Source organism: Streptomyces sp. NPDC050759, assembly GCF_044456945.1.
Taxonomy (GTDB): Bacteria; Actinomycetota; Actinomycetes; order Streptomycetales; family Streptomycetaceae; genus Streptomyces.
Genome location: NZ_JBITGI010000001.1, coordinates 1,036,405 through 1,056,622, shown reverse-complemented (window position 1 = coordinate 1,056,622; position 20,218 = coordinate 1,036,405). Strand labels below are relative to the sequence as shown.

Sequence of the window (20,218 nt, the reverse complement as noted above, 5' to 3'; positions counted from 1 at the left end):
CGATTCTGGGTAGCATTTGGGGTATGAAGATCAGTGTGAGCCTGCCGCAGGAGGATGTTGCCTTCGTTGACGAGTACGCCTCGCGTACGGAGGCCGAATCCCGATCGGCCGTGATACACGACGCCATCGAGCTGCTTCGGCAGGCGCAGCTGGCGGAGGAGTACACGCAGGCGTTCGCTGAATGGGATGCGAGTGAGGACGCCGCCCTCTGGGACAGGACGAGCGGAGACGGGATCACCGATGAGGCGTGGTGACATCTACATGGTGAACCTGGAGCCGGCTCGCGGCAGCGAGGCCAACAAGGTCAGACCTGCGGTGATCGTGTCCAACGACGGCGCCAACCAGTCGGTGGAGCGGAACGAACGAGGCGTCGTCAGCGTGGTGCCGCTGACATCGAACACCGCGCGGGTCCTGTCGTTCCAGGTCTTCTTGCGTGCCGAGGAGAGCCGTCTGCCCAAGGACTCGAAGGTGCAGTGCGAGCAGGTGCGTGCCGTCTCCTTGGAGCGGCTGCTGCAACGGGTCGGTGTGGTCCCGCGTCAACGCATGGCCGAGATCGAGGTGGCCCTGCGACGGCATCTGGCGCTCTGAGCGTCATGCAGAGGGGGCGCCCGCCGGTCGCGGTGGGCGCCCCCTCTGGTGTACCGCCTGCTTACTTCGCGCCCAGCTCCGCCGCCACCAGCTCCGCGATCTGGACCGCGTTCAGCGCGGCGCCCTTGCGGAGGTTGTCGTTGGAGATGAACAGGGCGAGGCCGTTGTCGACCGTCTCGTCGCGGCGGATGCGGCCGACGAAGGAGGCGTCCTGGCCGGCCGCCTGGAGGGGGGTCGGGATGTCGGAGAGGGTCACGCCGGGCGCGCCCGCCAGGAGCTCCGTCGCGCGCTCCGGGGTGATCGGGCGGGCGAAGCGGGCGTTGACCTGGAGGGAGTGGCCGGTGAAGACCGGGACGCGCACACAGGTGCCGGAGACCTTCAGCTCGGGGAGCTCCAGGATCTTGCGGGACTCGTTGCGGAGCTTCTGCTCCTCGTCGGTCTCGTTCAGGCCGTCCTCGACGAGGTTGCCCGCGAAGGGCAGGACGTTGAAGGCGATGGGGCGCTTGTAGACCTGCGGTTCGGGGAAGTCGACCGCACTGCCGTCGTGGGTGAGCTTGTCCGCGTCGGCGGCGACCTTCTGCACCTGGCCGTGCAGCTCCGCCACGCCCGCGAGGCCCGAGCCGGACACCGCCTGGTAGGTGGTGGCGATCAGCGTCTGCAGGCCCGCCTCCGTGTCCAGCACCTTCAGGACCGGCATCGCGGCCATGGTGGTGCAGTTCGGGTTGGCGATGATCCCCTTGGGGCGGTCCGCGATGGCGTGCGGGTTCACCTCGGAGACGACCAGCGGGACCTCGGGGTCCTTGCGCCAGGCGGAGGAGTTGTCGATCACTACCGCGCCCTGCGAGGCGACCTTCTCGGCCAGCGCCTTCGAGGTCGAGCCGCCCGCCGAGAACAGCACGATGTCGAGGCCGGTGTAGTCGGCCGTCGCCGCGTCCTCGACCGTCACGCCGTCCAGGACCGACCCCGCCGAGCGCGCGGAGGCGAACAGGCGCAGCTCCGTGACCGGGAAGTTCCGCTCCTTGAGGATCCCGCGCATGACCGTGCCGACCTGTCCGGTGGCTCCGACGATTCCGACCCTCACGGCGACTCCCTATCTCTTCACACTTGACCGAGGCTTTTCCATCATGCGGCCGACCCGGGTCTCCCTGTCCAATTCTTTGCGCTCCATGCCCGAGGAATGGACTGCCGAACGGTGTGACGTACACCTCTCAGCGATTTTCCACGGGATCCGGCGAACGTTTCCGTGCGCTGCGGCGTCGTAGAGGAAACGCGGTGAGGGGGTGGCTTGTGCTGCGCAGAAGGGCACGCCGGGTCCACGAGGGGGACGATCCCCTGGACGCGGCGCAGGAACGCCGGGTCCGGGCCGTGCTCGCCCTGGGCGGGGTGCCGCAGGCGGACCTGCCGGACGGGGTGCAGCAGGTCCGCCTGCGGTTGCTGGAGCGGGCGGCGAAGGGATACGAGGCGCCACGGGACGTGTCCGCGTGGGCCGCGGTCGTCGCCTCCAACCTCGCCATGGACTGGCACCGGGCCAAGAAGCGCCAGGATCGGCTGGGGGAGCGGCTGGCCTCACTGCGCCAGCACGAGCACCCCTCGGGGGAGGACACCAGCGTGCTCTCCCTCGCCGTCGCGCAGGGCCTGGACGAGCTGCCCGACCAGCAGCGCCAGGTCCTTGTGCTGCGGTTCTTCGCCGACCTGCCGGTGCGCTCGATCGCCCAGGAGCTGGGCGTCCCGGAGGGCACGGTCAAGAGCCGCCTGCACACCGCGGTCCGGGCCCTGCGCGCCCGCCTGCACGAGGACGAGGTGGTGTGAGATGACCGCGGAACACGACGGTCTCGATGCCTTGATGGCCGCCATCACCGACGAACCGCTGCCCGGGAGCGCCGCCGCCGACCCGGCCTTCCTCGCCGAACACCGCTCGGCCCAGGACGATGTCGCCGTCCTGCGCGAGCAGCTGCGGATCATCGGAGAGACCCTGACGGAGGCCGCGCCGGCCGCGAAACCCGTTCCCCCACGACCCTCCCGGGCCCGGCACCGCGCCCGCACCGTCGCCTTCGGCACCCTCGCGGTGGCCGCCGTCGCGAGTGTGGTCACCGGCCTCGGCTGGCTCCTCGGGCACAGCGGTGCGGACAGCCTGAGCTCGGCCGACTCGGGGTCCTCCAAGGCGGAAGCCGGCGTCCGCTTCGGCAGCCCGTCCTACCTGGCCTGTGCCACCACGGTCGCCGAGGGCGAGGTCACCGCGGTCAAGGAGCTCCCGGCCACCGGGGAACTGCAGGTCACCGTGCATGTCACCCACTCCTACAAGCCGACCCGGCCAGTGCCGAACCTCACCTATGTGATCGGCGAGTACGACCTTCCCGACCCCCTCGTCAAGGGCACCCGCGTCCTGTTCGGCGTGACCGAGGGCTCGCCGAGCCCCGACCACTGGGTGGTCGGGGAGCAGCAGATCGCCCGTGAGCGGGCCTGGATCACCGCCTCGCTCCCGGCCTCACGCGGGCTCACCTGCTAGGCCCCGTCGCCCGGGGCACGAGAGTCGCCCAGGGCACGAGAAGGGCGGGCGCCCATCGGACGCCCGCCCCTGTCGCCGTACGGAGAAGTGTTACGGCGTGACCTTCTCGATCTTCACGTTGCCGACGCCCGCGACCGTGCCGCGCGCGGTGACGAGGCTGACCTGGCCGAAGAACTCACGGCCCGCCGGGGCGGCCGCCAGGGCGGTGACGCTGCCGGAGACGGTCGTCGAGGCGCCCGTGGCGAGCTTCACCGGCGCGTCGGAGACGGTGACGGTGCCCAGGGTGCTCGAGAAGAACACGTCCTGGTAGTCGTACGCCGTGGAGCCGGCCGGGACCGCGTAGCCGGCGACCTCGATGGTGTACGTGCCGGCGGCGGGCGAGGCGACCGAGACGGCCTCCTCCGAGTCGCCGTCGGCGGACTGGCCGACCACGGCGCCCGAGGCGTCGTAGACCGTCAGGTCCAGGTCGGCGGAGACGTCCGAGACGTTGCCGATGGCGACGTCGAGCGACTTCGCGCCCGCGGGCACCTCGACCGTGGTGGTCTGGGTGGCGCCCTCGGCGATGGTCGGGCGGGCCGTCTTGGACGAGCCGAGCGGGCCGCCGGCCAGCTTGCCGTCGATCGCGGCGAGCGTGTTGGTCACCTTCCAGGAGGCGGTGGCCGGGGTGCCGACCTTGGCCTCGGGGACGGTCACGGTCTCCGGGTCGAAGAGCGCGCCGTAGACGGCGACGTCCAGCTTGTACGGGTTGTCGAGCAGCGGCGAGGTGCGGCGCGACTCGACCTCGATCTCCCAGACACCGGCCTGCGGGTCGGCGTAGGAACGGGCGTCCGGCTTGCAGCCGTTGCCGTCGAGGTAGTTGTTGTAGCAGTACGGGGTGCCGGTGTTGTCCACCGGGACGCCGTAGGGGTGGATGGCGATGAAACGGGTCTGGCTCTTGTCCTTCAGCCCGCCGATCGCGACCTCCAGCGACTTGGCGCCCGCGGGCACGGTCACGAAGTACGACTGGGTGCTGTTGCGCTGCACGGTGTTCGACGCGGTGTAGGTGTACTTCACCGGCGCCGAGACGACGACCGTGGTGAGGATCTGCTCGTCGACACCCTCGGTCCTCGGGTCGTCGACCTCCAGGATCGCGCTCTTGACGCCCGCGGACCTCGGCTGGGCCTGGACCTTGACGGTCACCGGCTGGTTCAGCGGGAGCGTGACGTCGCCCTTACCGATGATCTTGAAGGTGTCACCGGCGTTGTTCTCGAAGCGCAGCTTGTGGCGGATCGCCTTGTCCGCGCCGGACGTACGGGTGACGGTGACGTCGTACGTCTTCTTCTGACCCGCCTTCAGGCCGCTCTCGCGGTCGTAGAGACCGGTGCCGTAGCCCGGGGTCTTCAGGAGCTGGTCGATCGCGGTGTCGACCGGGGCCTTGACGGTGTAAGTGTGGGCGGTGGCGCCGTCCTTGATGGCGTCCCAGGCGTCCACGATGTCGATGAGGCCCGCGCCCTCCTCGTACGCCTGCACACCCTTGATGTGGTCGGCGGTCGAGGTCAGGGCGGTGCGCAGGGTGGCCGGCGTCAGCGCGATGTGCTTCTGCTTGGCGGCCGAGATCAGCAGCGCCGACGCGCCCGTGGCCTGCGGGGAGGCCATCGAGGTGCCCTGGAGCATCGAGTAGCCGGCCGGCAGCGGGTAGCCCGACTCGGCGACCGGGGCGCCCGGCAGCCAGGTCTGCGTGGTGTTGATGGCGGCACCCGGGGCGGACAGGGTCGGCGTGAAGCCGCCGTCCTCACGCGGACCGCGCGAGGAGAACGGCATCATCGCGTACTTCTTCTCCACGGCCGAGCCGTAGTTGGCGGCCCAGGTCGCCTTGGAGATGGTCGCGCCGACCGAGATGACCTTGTCGGCCAGGCCCGGGTCACCGATGGTGTTCACGCCGGGGCCGGAGTTGCCCGCGGAGATCACCAGCTGGACACCGTAGGTGTCGATGAGGCGCGTGTAGAGCTCGGCGCGCGCGTTGTTGCCGTCGTTGAGCGCCGGCAGGCCGCCGATCGACATGTTGACGATGTCGACGCCGCGGTTGACGACGAGGTCGATCATGCCCTCGGTCAGCGCCACGTTGGTGCAGCCGCCGGTCCAGGTGCAGGCACGGGAGGAGACGAGCTTCGCGCCCGGGGCCGCGCCGTTCATCTTGCCGCCGAACAGGCCGTTGGCGGCGGTGATGCCGGCGACGTGGGTGCCGTGCTCGGACTCGATGACGCCGATGTTGACGTAGTCGGCCTTGCTGCCCGCGGCGTCGTAGACGACGTCCTTGCGGATCTCGACGACGAACGGCTGGCGCTCGGCCACGTCGGTCGACGGGTCGTCCGTGCCGAAGTAGCCGACCTGGTAGCCGTCCTTGTACGGCTTCATCGGCGTGTCGTCGGCGAAGTTCTGGTTGTTGTTCAGGTCGACCCGGACGGTCCCGGCGGCCTTGTCGTACAGCACGCCCCAGGTGTCGGTGGTGTCGCCGTCCCGGTTCGCGTCGCCCTTGGCGTCGCCGCCCGTGGTCGCGGACTCGCGGAACAGGTTGACCTGGTAGGACCCGGCGGGCGCGGTCCAGGTGCGGCCGTCGAAGGTGAAGCTCGGGCCGGAGACCGCGGTGGTCATGCGCCGCCAGGTGGCGTCACCGTCGGAGACCGGGTCGGTCGCCGTCACCCAGTCGACGATCTTCCGCTCACCGGTGGTGGTCTTCTGCAGCGCCGGGTGGCCGAGGTCCACACCGGAGTCCAGGATGCCGATCGTGACGCCGCGGCCGTCCGCCTTCGGGTGGTCCTCCACGAAGTCGACGGCGCCCGTCTCGAAGGACGGGTTGTACGGGTTCTCGGCGGGCGTCTTCGCGCTCGGCGCCGGGTAGGTCTTCGCGGCCTTGTGCGCGGCACCCTTGGCGGTGTCGGCGCTCGGCGTCGGGTCGTCCAGCGGGATGTCCTGCTTGACGTCGATGCCGTGCACGGAGGAGAGCTTCGCGGCGGCGGCGATGGCCGAGTCCGCCTTCGCGGTGGGGACGGTCGCCCGGACGTAACCGAGCTTGTCGTACGTGAGGCCCACCAGGCCGCCCTTGACCGCGTCCAGCTCCTCGGCGACCTGCTCGGTCTTCCCGGGGGCGGTGGCGACCATCAGCGTGATGTTCTTGGCGCCGTCGGCCTTGGCCTCGGCGAGCGCGTCCGCGTCGTCCGAACCGAGCTTCTCGTCGGCGGACTTCAGGCCCGGGTCGGAGGCGGCGGGGGCGTCGTCCGCGGCGGCGGAGAAGGCCATGGGTATCGGCCCCGCCGCGGAGAGCGCGGCGACCAGACCGGCGGCCACCGCTATGCGCGCCACACGTCTCGCGCCCGATATCGGAGGGTGCTGGGGGGTGAGGGTCATCGGCATCCCTTGTAGGTAAAGGAACGAGCGGGTTGGTGACCGGGACCGATCGGTCCTGGTCACGGTGATCCGGAAGAAGACCCCGGATGACCGCACAGCTTTACGCATGGGAAGGATGTTTAGGGAGAGTTGACCGAATCGATATGGGTGTATGGGGAAAACCCGCGATGCCCTTTGGGGACATCGGCGAAGTACCTTGAAAAAGCGGGCAATTCCCCTCAGTGACCCTCAGGCGTCCTTGGTGCGCGCGTAATGCCGGGACGCCTTCGCGCGGTTGCCGCAGGTCGCCATCGAGCACCAGCGCCGGGTGCCGTTCCTCGAGGTGTCGAAGAAGTGGAGCACGCACGCGTCGTGGGCGCATGACCGGATCCGGTCCGGCGCGGCGGTGAGCAGCTCCAGGTAGTTGCGCGCGGCGAGCCAGGCCGGTCCCCAGTCGGGGTCCCTCAACTCGGGTCGCTCGACGGGTCCTTGAGGGGTGAGCGCGACCCGGACCCGCCCGTGCTCCAGGACGGCGTCGACCAGCGGTGCCCCCTTCTCCAGTGACCCGTCCACCGCCGTGCGCAGGGCCTCCCGGGCCTCCAGGACGTGCCGCAGCATCCTGCCGTCAGCGACGTAATCACCGCTCAGTCCGGTCGAGTCGAGCCACACCGCCAGCCCGTCGACGTCGGCGAGAAGGTCCTGGAGGGTCCCCTCGCTCATCCACCGCGTGTTGAGCAGGTCGAGCGCGAGCGGCTCGCCGGTGAGTGGGCGGGGGTCGCGGGTGGCGGGCATGTGGGGGCTCCCTTCCGTACTAACCGGTCAAGAGTACGTGACTGGTTGCATCCGTCGCTCCTAACCTCTAAAGTCGCTAACAAGGGTTAACCAAGCGGGTTGGCCAAGCTGAAGGGGACAGCCGTGACCTTGCGCACCGGCCACATCGGCCTGAACGTCACCGACCTCGACCGTTCGCTTCTACCGGGACGTCCTCGGCTTCACACCACTCGCCGAGGGCAAGGAGGAAGGCCGCCGCTACGCCTTCCTCGGCGACGGCGAGACCCTCGTCCTCACCCTCTGGCAGCAGGCCGAGCAGTCGTACGCCGCCGAGCGCGCGGGCCTGCACCACCTCGCCCTGGAAGCAGACACGATCGAGAAGGTGAGGGAGTACGAGGAGGCGCTGCGGGCGTACGGAGTGGACTTCGCCTACGAGGGCGTGGTCGCCCACCGTGAGGGCGCGGGGTCGGGCGGCATCTTCTTCCACGACCCCGACGGCACCCGCCTGGAGATCTCCGTGCCGAGCGGCGCCGAGGAAGCCCCGGCACCCTCCGGTACGGCTCCGACCTGCGGTTTCTTCTAGCCATGGGAGCCAAGGGAGCCATGGGAGCCACAGGAGCCGCGGGGGTCTATCACGCGGGCTCGCGGGCCGTGCAGGACCGGGTGGGGGTGCGCGAGCAGGCGGATCACGTGGGCCGCTCGATCGGCCGGGGCATCCGGGAGGTCGCGGCGGCCTTCCTGGAGCTCCAGCCGCTGCTGGTGGCCGGCGCCGCGGACCCCTCGACGGGCCGGGTCTGGGCGTCGCCGCTCACCGGGGCGCCGGGCTTCGTCCGGGCGACGGGCCCGCAGCGGATCTCCGTCACCGGCGGCTGGTCCCCGGCCGACCCCCTCGCCACCGCCTTCGCCACGCCCGGCACACCCGTCGGCACGATCGCCCTCGACCCCCGCACCCGTCGCCGTATGCGCCTGAACGGCCGACTCGGGCCCACCGCACGGGGGTTCGCGATCGAGGCCGACCAGGTGTTCTCGAACTGCCCGAAGTACCTGCAGAGGAGGACGTCGTACGAGGTCGTGGCCGACCGGCACCGAGGGGCTGCGCGGTACGGCGCTGAACTCACCCCGGAACAGGCCGAGTTCGTGTCGGCGGCCGACACCTTCTTCCTGGCCTCCGTGCACGGGGGCGGAGCCGACGTCAGCCACCGGGGCGGCAACCCCGGTTTCGTGCGCGTCGATGGGCCGGGTGAGCTCAGCTGGCGCGACTACCCGGGCAACTCGATGTTCCTGACCCTCGGCAACCTCGCCGCCGACCCCCGGGCCGGCCTGCTGTTCCTCGACTGGACGACTGGCACGGCCCTCCAGCTGACCGGCGAGGCGAGCACCGAGTTCGGCGAGGATCGCAGGGTCCGCTTCACCGTACGGGAGGCCGTCGAGACCCCGTCGGCGCTCCCCTTGCGCTGGTCCGCGCCCGAATACTCACCGGCCAATCCGGACCCGGCGCACTAACTTCCTCCTATGCGCAAGACGTTGAGGGTGGCGGCCTACGCCATATGCGTCCGCGACGGACAGATCCTGCTCGCCCGTTGGATCGACGGCGACCGGCGGGAATGGACGCTGCCGGGCGGCGGCATGGACCATGGCGAGGATCCCCACGACACCGTCCTGCGGGAGGTGGAGGAGGAGACGGGCTACCGCGTCGAGGTGACCGGCCTGCTCGGGGTGCGGTCCGTGCGCTTTCCGTCCCGGCGCCGTTTCGGCCGCACGGTCGACCGGCACCACGTGGGGCTCGTGTACGAGGCCCGAGTCACCGGCGGCGAACTGCGGTTCGAGGTCGGCGGCTCCACGGACATGGCCCAGTGGCACGACCTCGACGCGGTACCGGGGCTGAACCGGGTGCCGCAGGTCGACTTCGGCCTGCGGCTGTGGCGGGAGCGGCCGGTGGCCGGACGGCCCGCGGAATAGGTGTCCTACCCAGAAAGATGAACACGGAGTGACCGCCCCCCGGCCGTTCGACGAGGGCTCCTGAACGCGCAGGGTGGCCCAAGATCGACGTACGGTGATCGGCGTTGCGCGTTGCCGTCTCGTTCACGCACAGGTCATCCCCGGTGCCAAGCATCCGGAGTGAGCGGGAAGTTCGCACCAGCGACTCCCGCGACCACTGCCGACGCAGTTCGCACTCGGGGAGATCGCGCCATGTCGCGCATACGCTCTGTCGCCAGCACCACGCCGGCGGTCCACCGCCGTACCGTCCTCGCCGCCGCAGGCGCGGTCGCCGTCTCCGCGGGCGTCGGCTACGCCCTGCGGCCCACCGACAGCCAGGCCGCCACGACCGCCGGTCCCGCCGAGGCGCCGGTGGCCCAGTCCGTCCACCAGGCCGCTCCGGTCGAGGCCCCCCTCGCCCCGTACACCCGCGGCACCACCGTCGCCTCCATCGCCGCCCCGCGTACGAGCTCCGGCTACCGGCGCCTCGGCGACGGCGCCGGCTGGAGCCGCAAGGTGCGTTCCGACCTCGCCGCCCCGAAGGCCGGGCGGGCCGGCCGCCGTACCCCGCTGGCCGCGTTCGTGCAGCTCACCGACCTGCATCTGATGGACAGTCAGCACCCGATGCGCCTGGAGTACCTGCGCTCGACCGACGTGCACGCCTGGCGGCCCCAGGAGGCGCTGACCGTGCCGGGCGCGATCTCGCTCGTCGAGCGGATCAACGCGCTGCGCGGCGCCCCTGCCACCGGCGCCCCGCTCCAGTTCGCCATGACGACCGGCGACAACACCGACAACAACTCCCGCACCGAGCTCGACTGGTTCCTCACCGTCATGAGCGGCGGCCGCATCACCCCCAACTCCGGGGACCCGCGCCACTACGAGGGCGTCCAGAACAGCGGCCTCAAGCAGTACTGGCAGCCCGACTCGACCACCCGCGACGCCGACAAGCAGCTGGGCTTCCCGCACCTGCGAGGCTATCTCGCCGCCGCGATCCGGGAGCTCAACAGCCCCGGCCTCACCATCCCCTGGTACTCCACGGTCGGCAACCACGACAGCCTGCCGCTGGGCTGCTACGGCCACGGCGACTCCTGGCTCGCCGAGTACGCCGTCGGCGGCAAGAAGCTCATGTCGCTGCCCGCGTCCGAGGCGAAGAAGCTCCAGGACATGATCAGGAAGGCCAACGACCCCCAGGGCCACGCCTTCCGCGACCTGCTCAAGGCGCACGCCCGCAGCATGCGCTCGGTCACCCCCGACGAGCGGCGCGCCCCCTACACCGCCCGCGACTACGTCACGGCCCACCTCGACCCCGCGCACCGGGGCGTGGGCCCGGTCGGCCACGGCTACTCCACCGCCAACCTCGACGCGGGCACCCAGTACTACAGCTTCCGCATCGCCGACGACGTCGTGGGCGTCAGTCTCGACACCACCGACCCGGGCGGCCACTACCAGGGATCCATCGGCGCCAAGCAGCTGCGGTGGCTGGACCGGACGCTGCGGGAGAACAAGGACTCCTACGTCGTCGTCTTCAGCCACCACACCAGCGACTCGATGGACAACACCCGCCCCGACCCGGCCCACCCGGGCGAGCGGCGGTACGGCGGCCAGGACGTCGTCGCCCTCCTCGCCAGTCACCGCAACGTCCTCGCCTGGGTCAACGGTCACATCCACCGCAATGTGATCACCGCCCACTCCGCCCCCGAGGGCCGTTCCTTCTGGGAGATCTCCACCGCCTCCCACATCGACTTCCCGCACCTCGCCCGGGTCATCGAGCTGACCGACAACAAGGACGGCACGATCTCGGTCTTCACCACCCTGGTCGAGTCCGCGGCCCCCCACCGCACCGACTTCGCCGACCTCTCCCAGACCGGCCTCGCGGCCCTGTACCGCGAACTGGCCTACAACGCCCCCGGCTCCAGCAACAAGCTCGGCGGCGGCTCGGGGGACCGGAACACGGAGCTGGTGCTGCGGAAGGGCTGAAAACGGATCAACCCTTCTGATCCACCTCAACCTTCCCTCACCGGCGTGGGTCTCTCCCGCCGATCACGCTCGCCGAGCGTGTCCGGACAGGGGGAAGACATGACGGTACGTACGACAGTGGTGGTGGCGGCGACGGCGGTGGCGCTCACGGCCGGCCTCGCGGCGCCGGCGATGGCGGCCGGAGCCCGGGACGGCGGCCATGACGCCACCCGGAAGGCCGTCCGCGCCGCCGTGCAGGACGGCGTCCCGGGCGTGACGCTGACGGCGAAGGACGGCGGGAGCACCTGGTCGACCACCGCCGGGGTCGGCAACCTCAGGACGCACACGCCGCGTTCGGCCGACGACCGCTACCGCGTCGGCAGCATCACCAAGACCTTCGTCTCCACCGTGCTGCTCCAACTGGAGGCGGAGGGACGGCTGTCGCTCGACGACACGGTGGAGAAGTGGCTGCCGGGCGTGGTTCACGGCAACGGACACGACGGCAGCCGGATCACCCTGCGACAGCTCCTCAACCACACGAGCGGGATCTTCAACTACACAGCGGACGAGACGTTCGGGCGCACGTACTTCCTCAAGGACGGCTTCCTCGAGCACCGGTACGACACGAAGACGCCCGAGCAGCTCGTCGCGATCGCCATGGCCCACCGGCCGGACTTCGCGCCGGGCACGTCCTGGAACTACTCCAACACCAACTACGTCGCAGCCGGCATGGTGATCCAGAAGGTCACCGGACGGTCGTACGGTGAGGAGATCCGCCGCCGCATCATCGACCCGCTGCACCTGACCGCCACCTCGGTGCCGGGCACCCGGGTCACCGTCCCGCAGCCCAGCAGCCGGGCCTACTCCAAGCTGGAGCAGACGGCGACGGGACCGACGTACGACGTCACGAGGCTGAACCCCTCCCTCGCCTCCTCGTCGGGCGAGATGATCTCCGACTCGGCCGACCTGGACCGTTTCTACGCGGCCCTGCTGAAGGGCCGGCTGCTCCCGCCGAAGCAGCTGAAGGAGATGAAGACCACGGTGCCCGTCGAGGGCATCCCGAACGCCGGCTACGGCCTCGGTCTCATCGACCGCGAGCTCAGCTGCGGGGTGCACGTCTGGGGTCATGACGGCGGCATCCACGGCTCGAACTCCGTGGCCGTGACCACGGCCGACGGCCGGCACTCCGTCGCCTTCAACTTCAACGGCGACTGGTCGGGGGACACCGACGCGATCGTCGAGGCGGAGTTTTGTGGCGGGTAGTCGCGCCGACCCGGACACGAAGCACGCAGTTCATCCGGACGTAATGTCCGTACCGCCTCATATCGGCTAACCCGCTCTTCACGGGGATGGCTCGATCTGTGTGCAAGGCGGGTGGTCGTGTGCGTACGGGAACCGAACTGCGAGTGCTGTCGGTGTACGAGGGTTTCTTCTCCGGTGGGGCCCGGATCGTGCACAGCGACATCGTGCTGGGCCTCACCGAGGGCGGCCAGCACCATCGGGTGCTGAGCCTGTACGGCGAGGTCCACCGGGAGGCGACCCGGCAGCGGATGGAGGACGACACCTGCTACCGGGCGCTGACCGCGGCCGGAGTGGGCGTCACCTCCCTCGGGCGCACCTTCCCGAGCACCGGCGTTTCGGTCGGCTTCACGGGGCCGGAGCTGGCCGAAACGGCCCGGGCGACGGCCGGCGCGGACGTCGTCCTCTCCCTCAAGGAACAGCCCCTGGCGCTGCTCAACCAGGCGGGCCTGCCGCGCCGCCCGGTCGTGGTCTGTCTGCACCGCTCCGACCCGGAGAACCAGGGTGCCGCCCTCGGCGAACTGAAGGCGGCCATCGCCGACGGCACGGTCGTCGCCTGCGTCTGCTGCGCCGAGTCGACCCGGGCCGCGTACCGGGCCGCCGGGATCCCCTCCGACCTGCTCCATGTGATCCCCAACGGCGTCGACCTCTTCCGCTTCCGCCCCGACGCGGCCCGCCGCCTCGCGGTCCGCACGGAGCTCGGCATCGATCCCGCGGCCCCCGTGGTCGTCTTCGCCGCCCGTTACGACGGCATGAAGAACGTCCCCCTGCTGCTCGCCGCCGCCCGCGCCTGGCTCGGCCGGGTCCCGGACGGGCAGGTGCTGATGTGCGGGGCGGGCATGACGGCGGAGAACCCCGGGCTCACCACGGACCTCGCGACGGCGTTCGAAGGGGCGACGGCCCTGGCCGACCGGGGGGTGCGCCTGCTGGGCGTCCGACGCGACATGGAGATGCTGTACGCCGCCTCCGACGTCGTCGCCCTCACCTCCGCCTGGGGCGAGGCGGCCCCGCTGTGCCTGATCGAGGGCATGATGTGCGGCGCGGTCCCGGTGGCGACGGACGTCGGCGACAGCGCGGCGATCGTGGCGGGCCACGGCCTGGTCACGGCCCCGGACCCGGAGGTGATCGCGGCGGCCTGGTCGCAGGCGGTGGCCGCACGCGCCGACCTCGCCCCGGCCCTCGCGGCGAGCCGCGAACGCTTCAGCCGTACGAGGATGATCGCGTCGTACGCGGCCCTGCTGGACCGCGTCGCCGCGGGCACCCCCCGCCCCGCGCTGCCCGAGCTGTTCTAGTGCCGCACGCGCGCGACGAGGAGGGGCCCCGGCTCCCTGGCGCCGTGGCCCCTCCTCTCCCCTCCTGGTCCCGCCCCGGTCCGTCACTAACGGGGCAGCACCACGACATACGCGGCGGGATCCCGGTCGCCGGAGGCCATGAGGGCCGTACGGACCACCGTCGCCTGTTGTTCCATCGCGTCGCGGAGTTTGCGGGGGGTGATGTGGACGACCGTGATGCCGAGGCGCTCCAGGTGTTCGCGCTTGCGGGCGTACTCGGACCAGAGGGCGTCGTCGTCCTGCCGGTGGCCCTGCCGGGGCGCGCGGGTGTCGAGCTCGACCGCCACCGCCTGCTCCGGCCAGTACGCGTCCAGGCCGCCCAGGTGCGGCCCGCCCGGCAGCCTCAGGTCCACGTTCCACACCGGGTCCGGGAGGCCGTACTCCTGGACCATGCGGTACAGGCGGTCCTCCGCGATGGCGCGGCCCTCGGCGAGCAGGGAGTCCACCGCGTCCACCACGTGCGGGCGGCTGAGCAGCCTGGCCTCGTTCAGCTCCCGGACGACGGCGGCGGGTTCGCAGTGGCCGCCGCGGACCGCCTCCGTCAGCAGCCGGCGTACCGCGCCCGCGTCCGTCAGTTCGGTGACCGCGTCGGCGAGGGCGCGCGGGACCGGGGCGACCGGGACGCCGGTGACCTGTTCGGCGGCCGGGAGCGCCGACGTGCGGACGATCCGCGCACCGCGCGCCGAGCGCAGCCGGCGCATCCTCGGGACCAGGACGTCGATCCGGTCCAGGGAGAGCAGCGGCGGGGCCGAGCTGAAGCCGTGCAGCGTCAGCGCCGCGAGGCCGGTGATCATCGCCTCCGCGTACACCGGGCGGTGCGGGTCCTCCGCGCCCGGCTGCGCCGGGACCCCGGCGGTGGTCTCCCGTGCCGCGTACATCAGCACCGCGTGCAGGCGCTCCTCACTGGTCGGCGGGCCCGGGTGGAGCAGGAAGACACCCGGGAGGATCTGCTGCCAGGGGCCGCCGGGCCGGCACTGCTCGTTCGCCTCGGCGGCCGAGACACCGCTCGTGCGGAGCCGGCCGGCCGTCACGACACGGCGGTGCACCTCGGAGAGGTGACGCAGGGGGCGGGGGGAGAGCGGGGGGAGCGGGGCGTTGTGGTTCATGCAGCGGAGATTCCCGCGTCCGGTGCGCCCGATAACCGCTGTTACACGCCTGTCGACAAATACGGACAAGGCAGTACTAAAGGACGGATGTTCGGATGCCGAGTAGGGAGCGAAAACCCCTGGTCCATTCGGGTGGGACCAGGGGTTACGGCTGCTATTGAACGGATTTCGTAACGGCTACCGGACGCCCAAGCTCAGGCCAAAGGTCATCCGTGGTTGACGGCCTGCGCATCGCACTCCTGCCCCCGCAGCGCCCGCGCCAGATCGTCCCGCCCTTCCAGCACCAGCCTCCGCAGCGCCGGCGCCGCGTCCTCGTGGGCCGCGAGCCACGCGTCGGCCGCGTCCAGCGTCGGCCGCGGGTCCTGGAGGGAGGGAAACAGCCCGGAGACGGTGTTCATCGCGATCTGGATCGAACGGTCCTGCCAGACCCGCTCGATCACGGCGAAGTACTTCTCCGTGTAAGGAGCGAGCAGCTCCCGCTGGGTCGGCTGTCCCCAGCCCGCGATCGTCGCCTCGGCCAGCGCGTTGGACAGCGCGTCCGACTCCACGACCTGTGCCCAGCACTGTGCTTTCACAGCTGCGGACGGCCGCGCGGCAAGGCAGCGCACCTGATGGCGTTTGCCGGACGCGGTGTCGTCACGGGCCAGTTCGGCCTCCAACGCCTTCTCGTCGGCGAACCCGTGCACGACGAGCGGCTCGAGGAACGCCCACCGCAGCTCCTGGTCGACCTCCAGACCCGGGACGGTCGTCGTGCCGTCCAGCAGCCCCTGCAACATGTCGAAGCCGCCCGGGTCCTCGGCCGTGCGGGCGAAGAAGCGCGCCCACGCCAGCTGGTGCTGGCTGCCCGGCTCGGCCCGCTCCAGCAACTCGCGCTCGGCACATTCGGCGAGCAGTGCCGCGCCGTGCAGACGCCAGTCGGGGGCCGCATAGTGCGTGACCGCAGAATCGGCCCATGCGTGCAGCATCTGCAGCACACCGATGTCCGACTCGCGCCCCGCGAACCGCGTCACCAGCTCCACGAAGTCCCGCGCGGGCAGCAGCGCGTCCCGCGTCATGTTCCACAGCGCCGACCAGCACAGGGCGCGGGCGAGCGGGTCGGTGAGGTCACCGAGCCCCGCCTTCAGGGTCTCCAGGGATCCCGCGTCGAAGCGGGTCTTGCAGTACGTCAGGTCGTCGTCGTTGACCAGCACGAGCTCCGGCGCCTCGGCACCGGCCAGTTCCGCCACGACCGTCCGCGGGCCGTCGACGTCCACCTCGGCGCGCGCGTACCGCTCCAGAGCTCCTTCGGGCGTACGGCGGTACAGGCCCACCGCCACCCGGTGCGGCCGCAGCTCCGGGTAAGACTCGGCTGCCTCCTGCACGACCGCCAGCTCGTCGACCCGCCCCTCGGCGCTCAACAGGACCTGCGGGGTGAGGGAGTTGACCCCGGCCGTCTGCAGCCAGGACCGCGCCCACGCGCCCATGTCCCGCCCGCTGGTCTCCTCGAGCACCGACAGCAGATCGCCCAGGCGCGTGTTGCCGTACGCGTGCCGCTTGAAGTAGCGCCGCGCGCCCTCCAGGAACGCGTCCTGGCCGACGTACGCGACGAGCTGCTTCAGTACGGAGGCGCCCTTGGCGTACGTGATGCCGTCGAAGTTGAGCTTGGCGTCCTGGAGGTCGCGGATGTCGGCGGTGATGGGGTGCGTGGAGGGCAGCTGGTCGGCGCGGTAGGCCCAGGCCTTGCGGCGGTTGGCGAAGGTGATCCAGGCGTCCTTGAAGCGGGTCGCGCCGACGTTCGCGAAGGTGCCCATGAAGTCCGCGAAGGACTCCTTCAGCCACAGGTCGTCCCACCAGACCATGGTGACCAGGTCGCCGAACCACATGTGCGCCATCTCGTGCAGGATGACGTTGGCCCGGCCCTCGTAGGACGCCCGGGTGACCTTGCCCCGGAAGATGAACTCCTCGCGGAAGGTGACGAGCCCCGGGTTCTCCATCGCGCCGAGGTTGTACTCGGGCACGAACGCCTGGTCGTACTTCCCGAAGGGGTACGGGTAGTCGAAGTGGTCGTGGAAGAAGTCCAGGCCCTGCTTGGTGACCAGGAAGACGTCGTCGGAGTCGAAGTGGGGGGCGAGCCCCTTGCGGCACAGGGCGCCGAGGGGAATCTCCAGCCGCGTGCCGTCCTCGAGGACGCGCTCATAGGAGTCCGTCACGTAGTGGTACGGCCCCGCCACCACACAGGTGATGTACGTCGAGATCGGCTTCGTCTCCGCGAACCGCCACACGCCGTCGCTCTCCGAGCCGACCCCGTTGCTCCACACCACCCAACCCTGCGGCGCCCGCACCTCGAAGCGGAAGGGCGCCTTGAGGTCCGGCTGCTCGAAGTTGGCGAAGACGCGGCGCGAGTCGGCCGGCTCGTACTGCGTGTAGAGGTAGACCTCGCCGTCCTCGGGATCGACGAAGCGGTGCATGCCCTCACCGGTGCGGGAGTAGGCGCACTGGGCGTCGACGACCAGTTCGTTCTCGGCGGCCAGGTCCTCCAGGGCGATCCGGGAACCGTCGAAGACCGCGCCCGGGTCGAGGTCCCGGCCGTTCAGCGAGAGGGCCGTGACGCTCGGCGCGATCAGGTCCGCGAAGCTCGTCGCCCCCGGCTCGTTGCACCGGAAGCGGATCGTGGTCACCGACCGGAAGGTGCGCGGGCCGTCCCCGGCCTGGTCGCCGACCGCCGAGCGCAGGTCGAGGGACACCTCGTACCCGTCGACGGACAGCAGGGCGGCCCGCTCCCGGGCCTCGTCGCGGGACAGGTTCTCACCGGGCACGGGCGGTACTCCCTCGGGTGTGTTCAGCATGCGGACAGGCCCGATCCTGCCATGTGCTCCTGACATCGGTCAGCCGGGAATGGGGTGGGCGACGAGCGGTGTTGCGGGTTGTAACGAACACTTTTCTAGGAGACCCATGTCCGAGACCTCGAACGCCTCCGGCAAGACCCCCGTCGACTTCTGGTTCGACCCGCTGTGCCCCTGGGCCTGGATGACCTCCCGCTGGGTCCTGGAGGTGGAGAAGGTCCGGGACATCGAGGTGCGCTGGCACATCATGAGTCTGGCGGTGCTGAACGAACCGAAGATCGACGAGCTGCCCGAGGAGTACCGCGAGCTGCTGGAGACCAAGGCCTGGCAGCCGATCCGGGTGGTCACCGCGGCCTGGCAGAAGCACGGCTCCGACATCCTCGGCCCGCTGTACACCGCGCTCGGCACCCGCATCCACAACGAGGGCCAGGGTCCGACGCGCGAGGCCGTCGAAGGCGCCCTGGCGGAGGTCGGCCTGCCCGCCGACCTGATCGAGTACTTCGACCAGAAGGACTTCGAGTTCGACGCCGAGCTGCGCGCCTCCCACAAGGAGGGCATCGACAAGGTCGGCCAGGAGGTCGGCACCCCGGTCATCGCGGTCCCCGGCGCGGACGGCGAGCAGATCGCCTTCTTCGGCCCGGTCGTCACCCCGGCCCCCAAGGGCGAGGACGCGGCCAGGCTGTGGGACGGCACGCTCGCGGTGGCGTCGGTCCCGGGCTTCTACGAGATCAAGCGCACGCGTACGAAGGGACCGGACTTCAGCAATCTGTGATCACTTCTCCGGCTCGGGGAAGGAGCCACCGTCGTTCTGATCCCCGAGCCGCTGATACCGCAGACAGCCTTCACGGGCACACCGGAAGTACGAGCCCAGGCGGGTGTGCCTGGGCTTGTGCTCCCGTACGAACTTCTGCTCCTCGCCGGTGAGCGCCCGGAACTCCTGAAGTGACCCACCGCAGTTGGTGCACCGCATGGACACCATGGCGATCAGCGCCCCTTCAGGGGCGCGGGGAACTGCGCGACAAGCCACAACGAGCCCGCACCCGCCGGACGGCATCTCGCGGCACTCACAGAACGCGTCCTCGAGCCACTTCAACCCGCGCCACATGCTCCTGGAACCCCTTCGCGTAGTACGAGACCCGCCCCGGATCCGGCTCGACGATCGCCGTAGGTTCGGTCCAGACCCCCGCGTCCAGCGAAACCCCGTACCGCTCAGCCGCCGCCAGCACCGCCCCCCTGGCCCCCACCTCGCCCTCCACGACCCTGAGCGGCCGCCCGAGTACGTCGGCCAGCAGCTGCATCCAGGCGGGACTCCGCGTCCCCCCGCCGCACACCGCCAAGGACCCCGTCAGCCCGGCCGCCTCCAGACAGTGCCGGGCCGCGTACCCGATCCCCTCGCAGGTCGCCCGGACCAGATCCGCCTTGGACGTCTCCAGCGACACCCCGCTCAGCTCGGCCCGCAGATGGGGCTCGACGAAGGGCGCCCGCTCCCCGGAGGGGGCGAAGTACGGCAGCACCCGCACCCCGTGCGCCCCCGGCGGAGTCGACGCCAGCAGCCCGTCTACCTCCGCGTGCGTGACGCCCGTGGTCGACAGCACCCAGTCCAGCGCCGCCGTCCCCACCATCGCCGGCATCGCCCGCAGCCGGTGCCCGGGCCGGTCGGTGGAGATGTACAGGCCGGCCGGTTCCCCGGTCAGGTCCAGCTCGGTGGTGGCGACGAGCGCGGCCAGACAGGTTCCGACGATGAGGAGTCCGTCGCCCGGGGCGGTGACCCCGGCCCCGAGCGCACAGGCCGGCAGATCGTACGGCCCGTTCGAGAGCCGCGTCCCGGACGGCAGCCCCTCGCCCCGCGCCTCGCCCGTGGCGATCGGGTCGCCGATCGGGGGGAGCAGCCGCCGGCGACGGGTGAGTCCCAGCAGCTCGACCACCCGGTTGTCGTACGTCCGGGTCCGGGGATCGAGGAAGGGCATGGACGCGTCCGACACGTCCGTCGTCGCCCGCGCGGCACCCGTCAGCCGCTGGAAGACCATGTCCTTGCAGTACACGGCGGTCGCGGCGGCATCCAGGGACTTCGGGTCGTACCGGTCAAGCCAGGCCAGCAACGGCCCCGGCGAACCCGGGAACATCGCGCCGCCGGTCCGCCGGAACACCGTCTCGAACGTGCCGTCCGCCAGCCACTGGTCGAGCAGTTCGTGGGCCCGGCCGTCCATCCAGGACAGCGCCGAACGCACCGGCCGCCCCTCCTCGTCGACCAGCCACACCCCGTCGCCCTGACCGGTCAGCCCGGCCAGCTCCACCGGCTCCGGCACCCGCCCGGTCAGCTTGCCGAGGACGTCGACGACGGCGTCGTAGACCTCGTCCATGTCCTGCTCGACGAACCCGCCGTGCAGGGAGAGCTCCACCGGGCGCGACTCGACGGCCAGTTGACGGCCCTCGGCGTCGAAGGCGGCGGCCTTGACGACGGACGTGCCCACATCGATACCGACGTACATGAAGAAAACC

Annotated in this window: 17 protein-coding genes and 1 pseudogene; 11 read left to right on the top strand and 7 right to left on the bottom strand. The window is 70.8% G+C overall.

Annotated elements, in window-relative coordinates:
* Positions 1–23: 23 nt before the first annotated feature.
* Both ACIBJB_RS04665 and ACIBJB_RS04660 read left to right on the top strand, forming a co-directional pair.
* Positions 24–254: a ribbon-helix-helix domain-containing protein gene (locus ACIBJB_RS04665; RefSeq protein ID WP_398926419.1), complete on the top strand. Its 231-nt coding sequence runs from the start codon at positions 24–26 to the stop codon at positions 252–254.
* Complete coding sequence (locus tag ACIBJB_RS04660; protein WP_398926417.1) at positions 241–588, top strand: type II toxin-antitoxin system PemK/MazF family toxin; 348 nt, start codon at positions 241–243, stop codon at positions 586–588. Before ACIBJB_RS04665 ends, ACIBJB_RS04660 begins: the two co-directional genes overlap by 14 nt.
* A gap of 61 nt (positions 589–649) precedes the next feature.
* Here ACIBJB_RS04660 and ACIBJB_RS04655 read toward each other — a convergent pair whose 3' ends face one another.
* Positions 650–1,669 (bottom strand): aspartate-semialdehyde dehydrogenase, encoded by a 1,020-nt coding sequence (locus ACIBJB_RS04655; RefSeq protein ID WP_398926415.1) that lies wholly within the window; start codon positions 1,667–1,669, stop codon positions 650–652.
* 206 nt (positions 1,670–1,875) lie between these two features.
* Between ACIBJB_RS04655 and ACIBJB_RS04650 the strand changes: the two genes are divergently transcribed.
* Positions 1,876–2,397 carry a sigma-70 family RNA polymerase sigma factor gene (locus tag ACIBJB_RS04650; RefSeq protein ID WP_398926850.1) on the top strand — a complete coding sequence of 174 codons (522 nt, stop codon included), beginning with the start codon at positions 1,876–1,878 and terminating at the stop codon, positions 2,395–2,397.
* 1 nt (position 2,398) lies between these two features.
* Complete coding sequence (locus ACIBJB_RS04645) at positions 2,399–3,094, top strand: hypothetical protein (protein WP_398926413.1); 696 nt, start codon at positions 2,399–2,401, stop codon at positions 3,092–3,094.
* A gap of 90 nt (positions 3,095–3,184) precedes the next feature.
* Here the strand turns inward: ACIBJB_RS04645 and ACIBJB_RS04640 are convergent, their stop codons facing one another.
* Positions 3,185–6,478: a S8 family serine peptidase gene (locus ACIBJB_RS04640; RefSeq protein ID WP_398926411.1), complete on the bottom strand. Its 3,294-nt coding sequence runs from the start codon at positions 6,476–6,478 to the stop codon at positions 3,185–3,187.
* 228 nt (positions 6,479–6,706) lie between these two features.
* Positions 6,707–7,249 (bottom strand): CGNR zinc finger domain-containing protein, encoded by a 543-nt coding sequence (locus ACIBJB_RS04635; protein ID WP_398926409.1) that lies wholly within the window; start codon positions 7,247–7,249, stop codon positions 6,707–6,709.
* Positions 7,250–7,372: 123 nt separating this feature from the next.
* Between ACIBJB_RS04635 and ACIBJB_RS04630 the strand changes: the two are divergent.
* The 6 genes and pseudogenes from ACIBJB_RS04630 (at position 7,373) to ACIBJB_RS04605 (ending at position 13,752) form a co-directional block, all read left to right on the top strand.
* Positions 7,373–7,811, top strand: a pseudogene (locus tag ACIBJB_RS04630) (VOC family protein).
* Between the two features lie 20 nt (positions 7,812–7,831).
* Positions 7,832–8,731, top strand: a complete 900-nt coding sequence (locus ACIBJB_RS04625; protein ID WP_398926407.1) for a pyridoxamine 5'-phosphate oxidase family protein — start codon at positions 7,832–7,834, stop codon at positions 8,729–8,731.
* Positions 8,732–8,740: 9 nt separating this feature from the next.
* Positions 8,741–9,187: an NUDIX hydrolase gene (locus ACIBJB_RS04620; RefSeq protein ID WP_398926405.1), complete on the top strand. Its 447-nt coding sequence runs from the start codon at positions 8,741–8,743 to the stop codon at positions 9,185–9,187.
* A 231-nt stretch (positions 9,188–9,418) separates the two neighbouring features.
* A complete protein-coding gene (locus ACIBJB_RS04615; protein ID WP_398926403.1) occupies positions 9,419–11,182 on the top strand; it encodes a TIGR03767 family metallophosphoesterase in 1,764 nt (587 codons plus the stop codon).
* A gap of 99 nt (positions 11,183–11,281) precedes the next feature.
* Complete coding sequence (locus tag ACIBJB_RS04610) at positions 11,282–12,424, top strand: serine hydrolase domain-containing protein (protein WP_398926401.1); 1,143 nt, start codon at positions 11,282–11,284, stop codon at positions 12,422–12,424.
* Between the two features lie 143 nt (positions 12,425–12,567).
* Positions 12,568–13,752 (top strand): glycosyltransferase, encoded by a 1,185-nt coding sequence (locus tag ACIBJB_RS04605; RefSeq protein ID WP_398926848.1) that lies wholly within the window; start codon positions 12,568–12,570, stop codon positions 13,750–13,752.
* 86 nt (positions 13,753–13,838) lie between these two features.
* Here ACIBJB_RS04605 and ACIBJB_RS04600 read toward each other — a convergent pair whose 3' ends face one another.
* Both ACIBJB_RS04600 and pepN read right to left on the bottom strand, forming a co-directional pair.
* On the bottom strand, positions 13,839–14,897 hold the full coding sequence (locus ACIBJB_RS04600; RefSeq protein WP_398926399.1) for a hypothetical protein: 1,059 nt from the start codon (positions 14,895–14,897) through the stop codon (positions 13,839–13,841).
* A 206-nt stretch (positions 14,898–15,103) separates the two neighbouring features.
* The gene (gene pepN / locus ACIBJB_RS04595; RefSeq protein WP_398926397.1) at positions 15,104–17,692 is read right to left on the bottom strand and encodes an aminopeptidase N; all 2,589 of its coding nucleotides are present in this window, start codon (positions 17,690–17,692) and stop codon (positions 15,104–15,106) included.
* Positions 17,693–17,828: 136 nt separating this feature from the next.
* Between pepN and ACIBJB_RS04590 the strand changes: the two genes are divergently transcribed.
* The gene (locus ACIBJB_RS04590; RefSeq protein ID WP_398926395.1) at positions 17,829–18,491 is read left to right on the top strand and encodes a DsbA family protein; all 663 of its coding nucleotides are present in this window, start codon (positions 17,829–17,831) and stop codon (positions 18,489–18,491) included.
* On the opposite strand, the gene ACIBJB_RS04585 is transcribed toward ACIBJB_RS04590, so the two are convergent.
* Entirely contained in the window at positions 18,492–18,698 is a 207-nt protein-coding gene (locus ACIBJB_RS04585) for a hypothetical protein (protein ID WP_398926393.1), read from the bottom strand. It abuts the gene before it with no gap.
* 85 nt (positions 18,699–18,783) lie between these two features.
* Positions 18,784–20,208: an FGGY family carbohydrate kinase gene (locus tag ACIBJB_RS04580; RefSeq protein ID WP_398926391.1), complete on the bottom strand. Its 1,425-nt coding sequence runs from the start codon at positions 20,206–20,208 to the stop codon at positions 18,784–18,786.
* Positions 20,209–20,218: the final 10 nt, after the last annotated feature.

Excerpts from the sequence above, each read along its gene's own strand:
- ACIBJB_RS04665 (WP_398926419.1), top strand. The coding sequence starts at position 24 with ATGAAGATCAGTGTGAGCCTGCCGCAGGAGGATGTTGCCTTCGTTGAC.
- ACIBJB_RS04660 (WP_398926417.1), top strand. The coding sequence starts at position 241 with ATGAGGCGTGGTGACATCTACATGGTGAACCTGGAGCCGGCTCGCGGC.
- ACIBJB_RS04645 (WP_398926413.1), top strand. The coding sequence starts at position 2,399 with ATGACCGCGGAACACGACGGTCTCGATGCCTTGATGGCCGCCATCACC.
- ACIBJB_RS04640 (WP_398926411.1), bottom strand. The coding sequence starts at position 6,478 with ATGACCCTCACCCCCCAGCACCCTCCGATATCGGGCGCGAGACGTGTG.
- ACIBJB_RS04635 (WP_398926409.1), bottom strand. The coding sequence starts at position 7,249 with ATGCCCGCCACCCGCGACCCCCGCCCACTCACCGGCGAGCCGCTCGCG.
- ACIBJB_RS04625 (WP_398926407.1), top strand. The coding sequence starts at position 7,832 with ATGGGAGCCACAGGAGCCGCGGGGGTCTATCACGCGGGCTCGCGGGCC.
- ACIBJB_RS04620 (WP_398926405.1), top strand. The coding sequence starts at position 8,741 with ATGCGCAAGACGTTGAGGGTGGCGGCCTACGCCATATGCGTCCGCGAC.
- ACIBJB_RS04615 (WP_398926403.1), top strand. The coding sequence starts at position 9,419 with ATGTCGCGCATACGCTCTGTCGCCAGCACCACGCCGGCGGTCCACCGC.
- ACIBJB_RS04610 (WP_398926401.1), top strand. The coding sequence starts at position 11,282 with ATGACGGTACGTACGACAGTGGTGGTGGCGGCGACGGCGGTGGCGCTC.
- ACIBJB_RS04600 (WP_398926399.1), bottom strand. The coding sequence starts at position 14,897 with ATGAACCACAACGCCCCGCTCCCCCCGCTCTCCCCCCGCCCCCTGCGT.
- ACIBJB_RS04590 (WP_398926395.1), top strand. The coding sequence starts at position 17,829 with ATGTCCGAGACCTCGAACGCCTCCGGCAAGACCCCCGTCGACTTCTGG.
- ACIBJB_RS04585 (WP_398926393.1), bottom strand. The coding sequence starts at position 18,698 with ATGGTGTCCATGCGGTGCACCAACTGCGGTGGGTCACTTCAGGAGTTC.
- ACIBJB_RS04580 (WP_398926391.1), bottom strand. The coding sequence starts at position 20,208 with ATGTACGTCGGTATCGATGTGGGCACGTCCGTCGTCAAGGCCGCCGCC.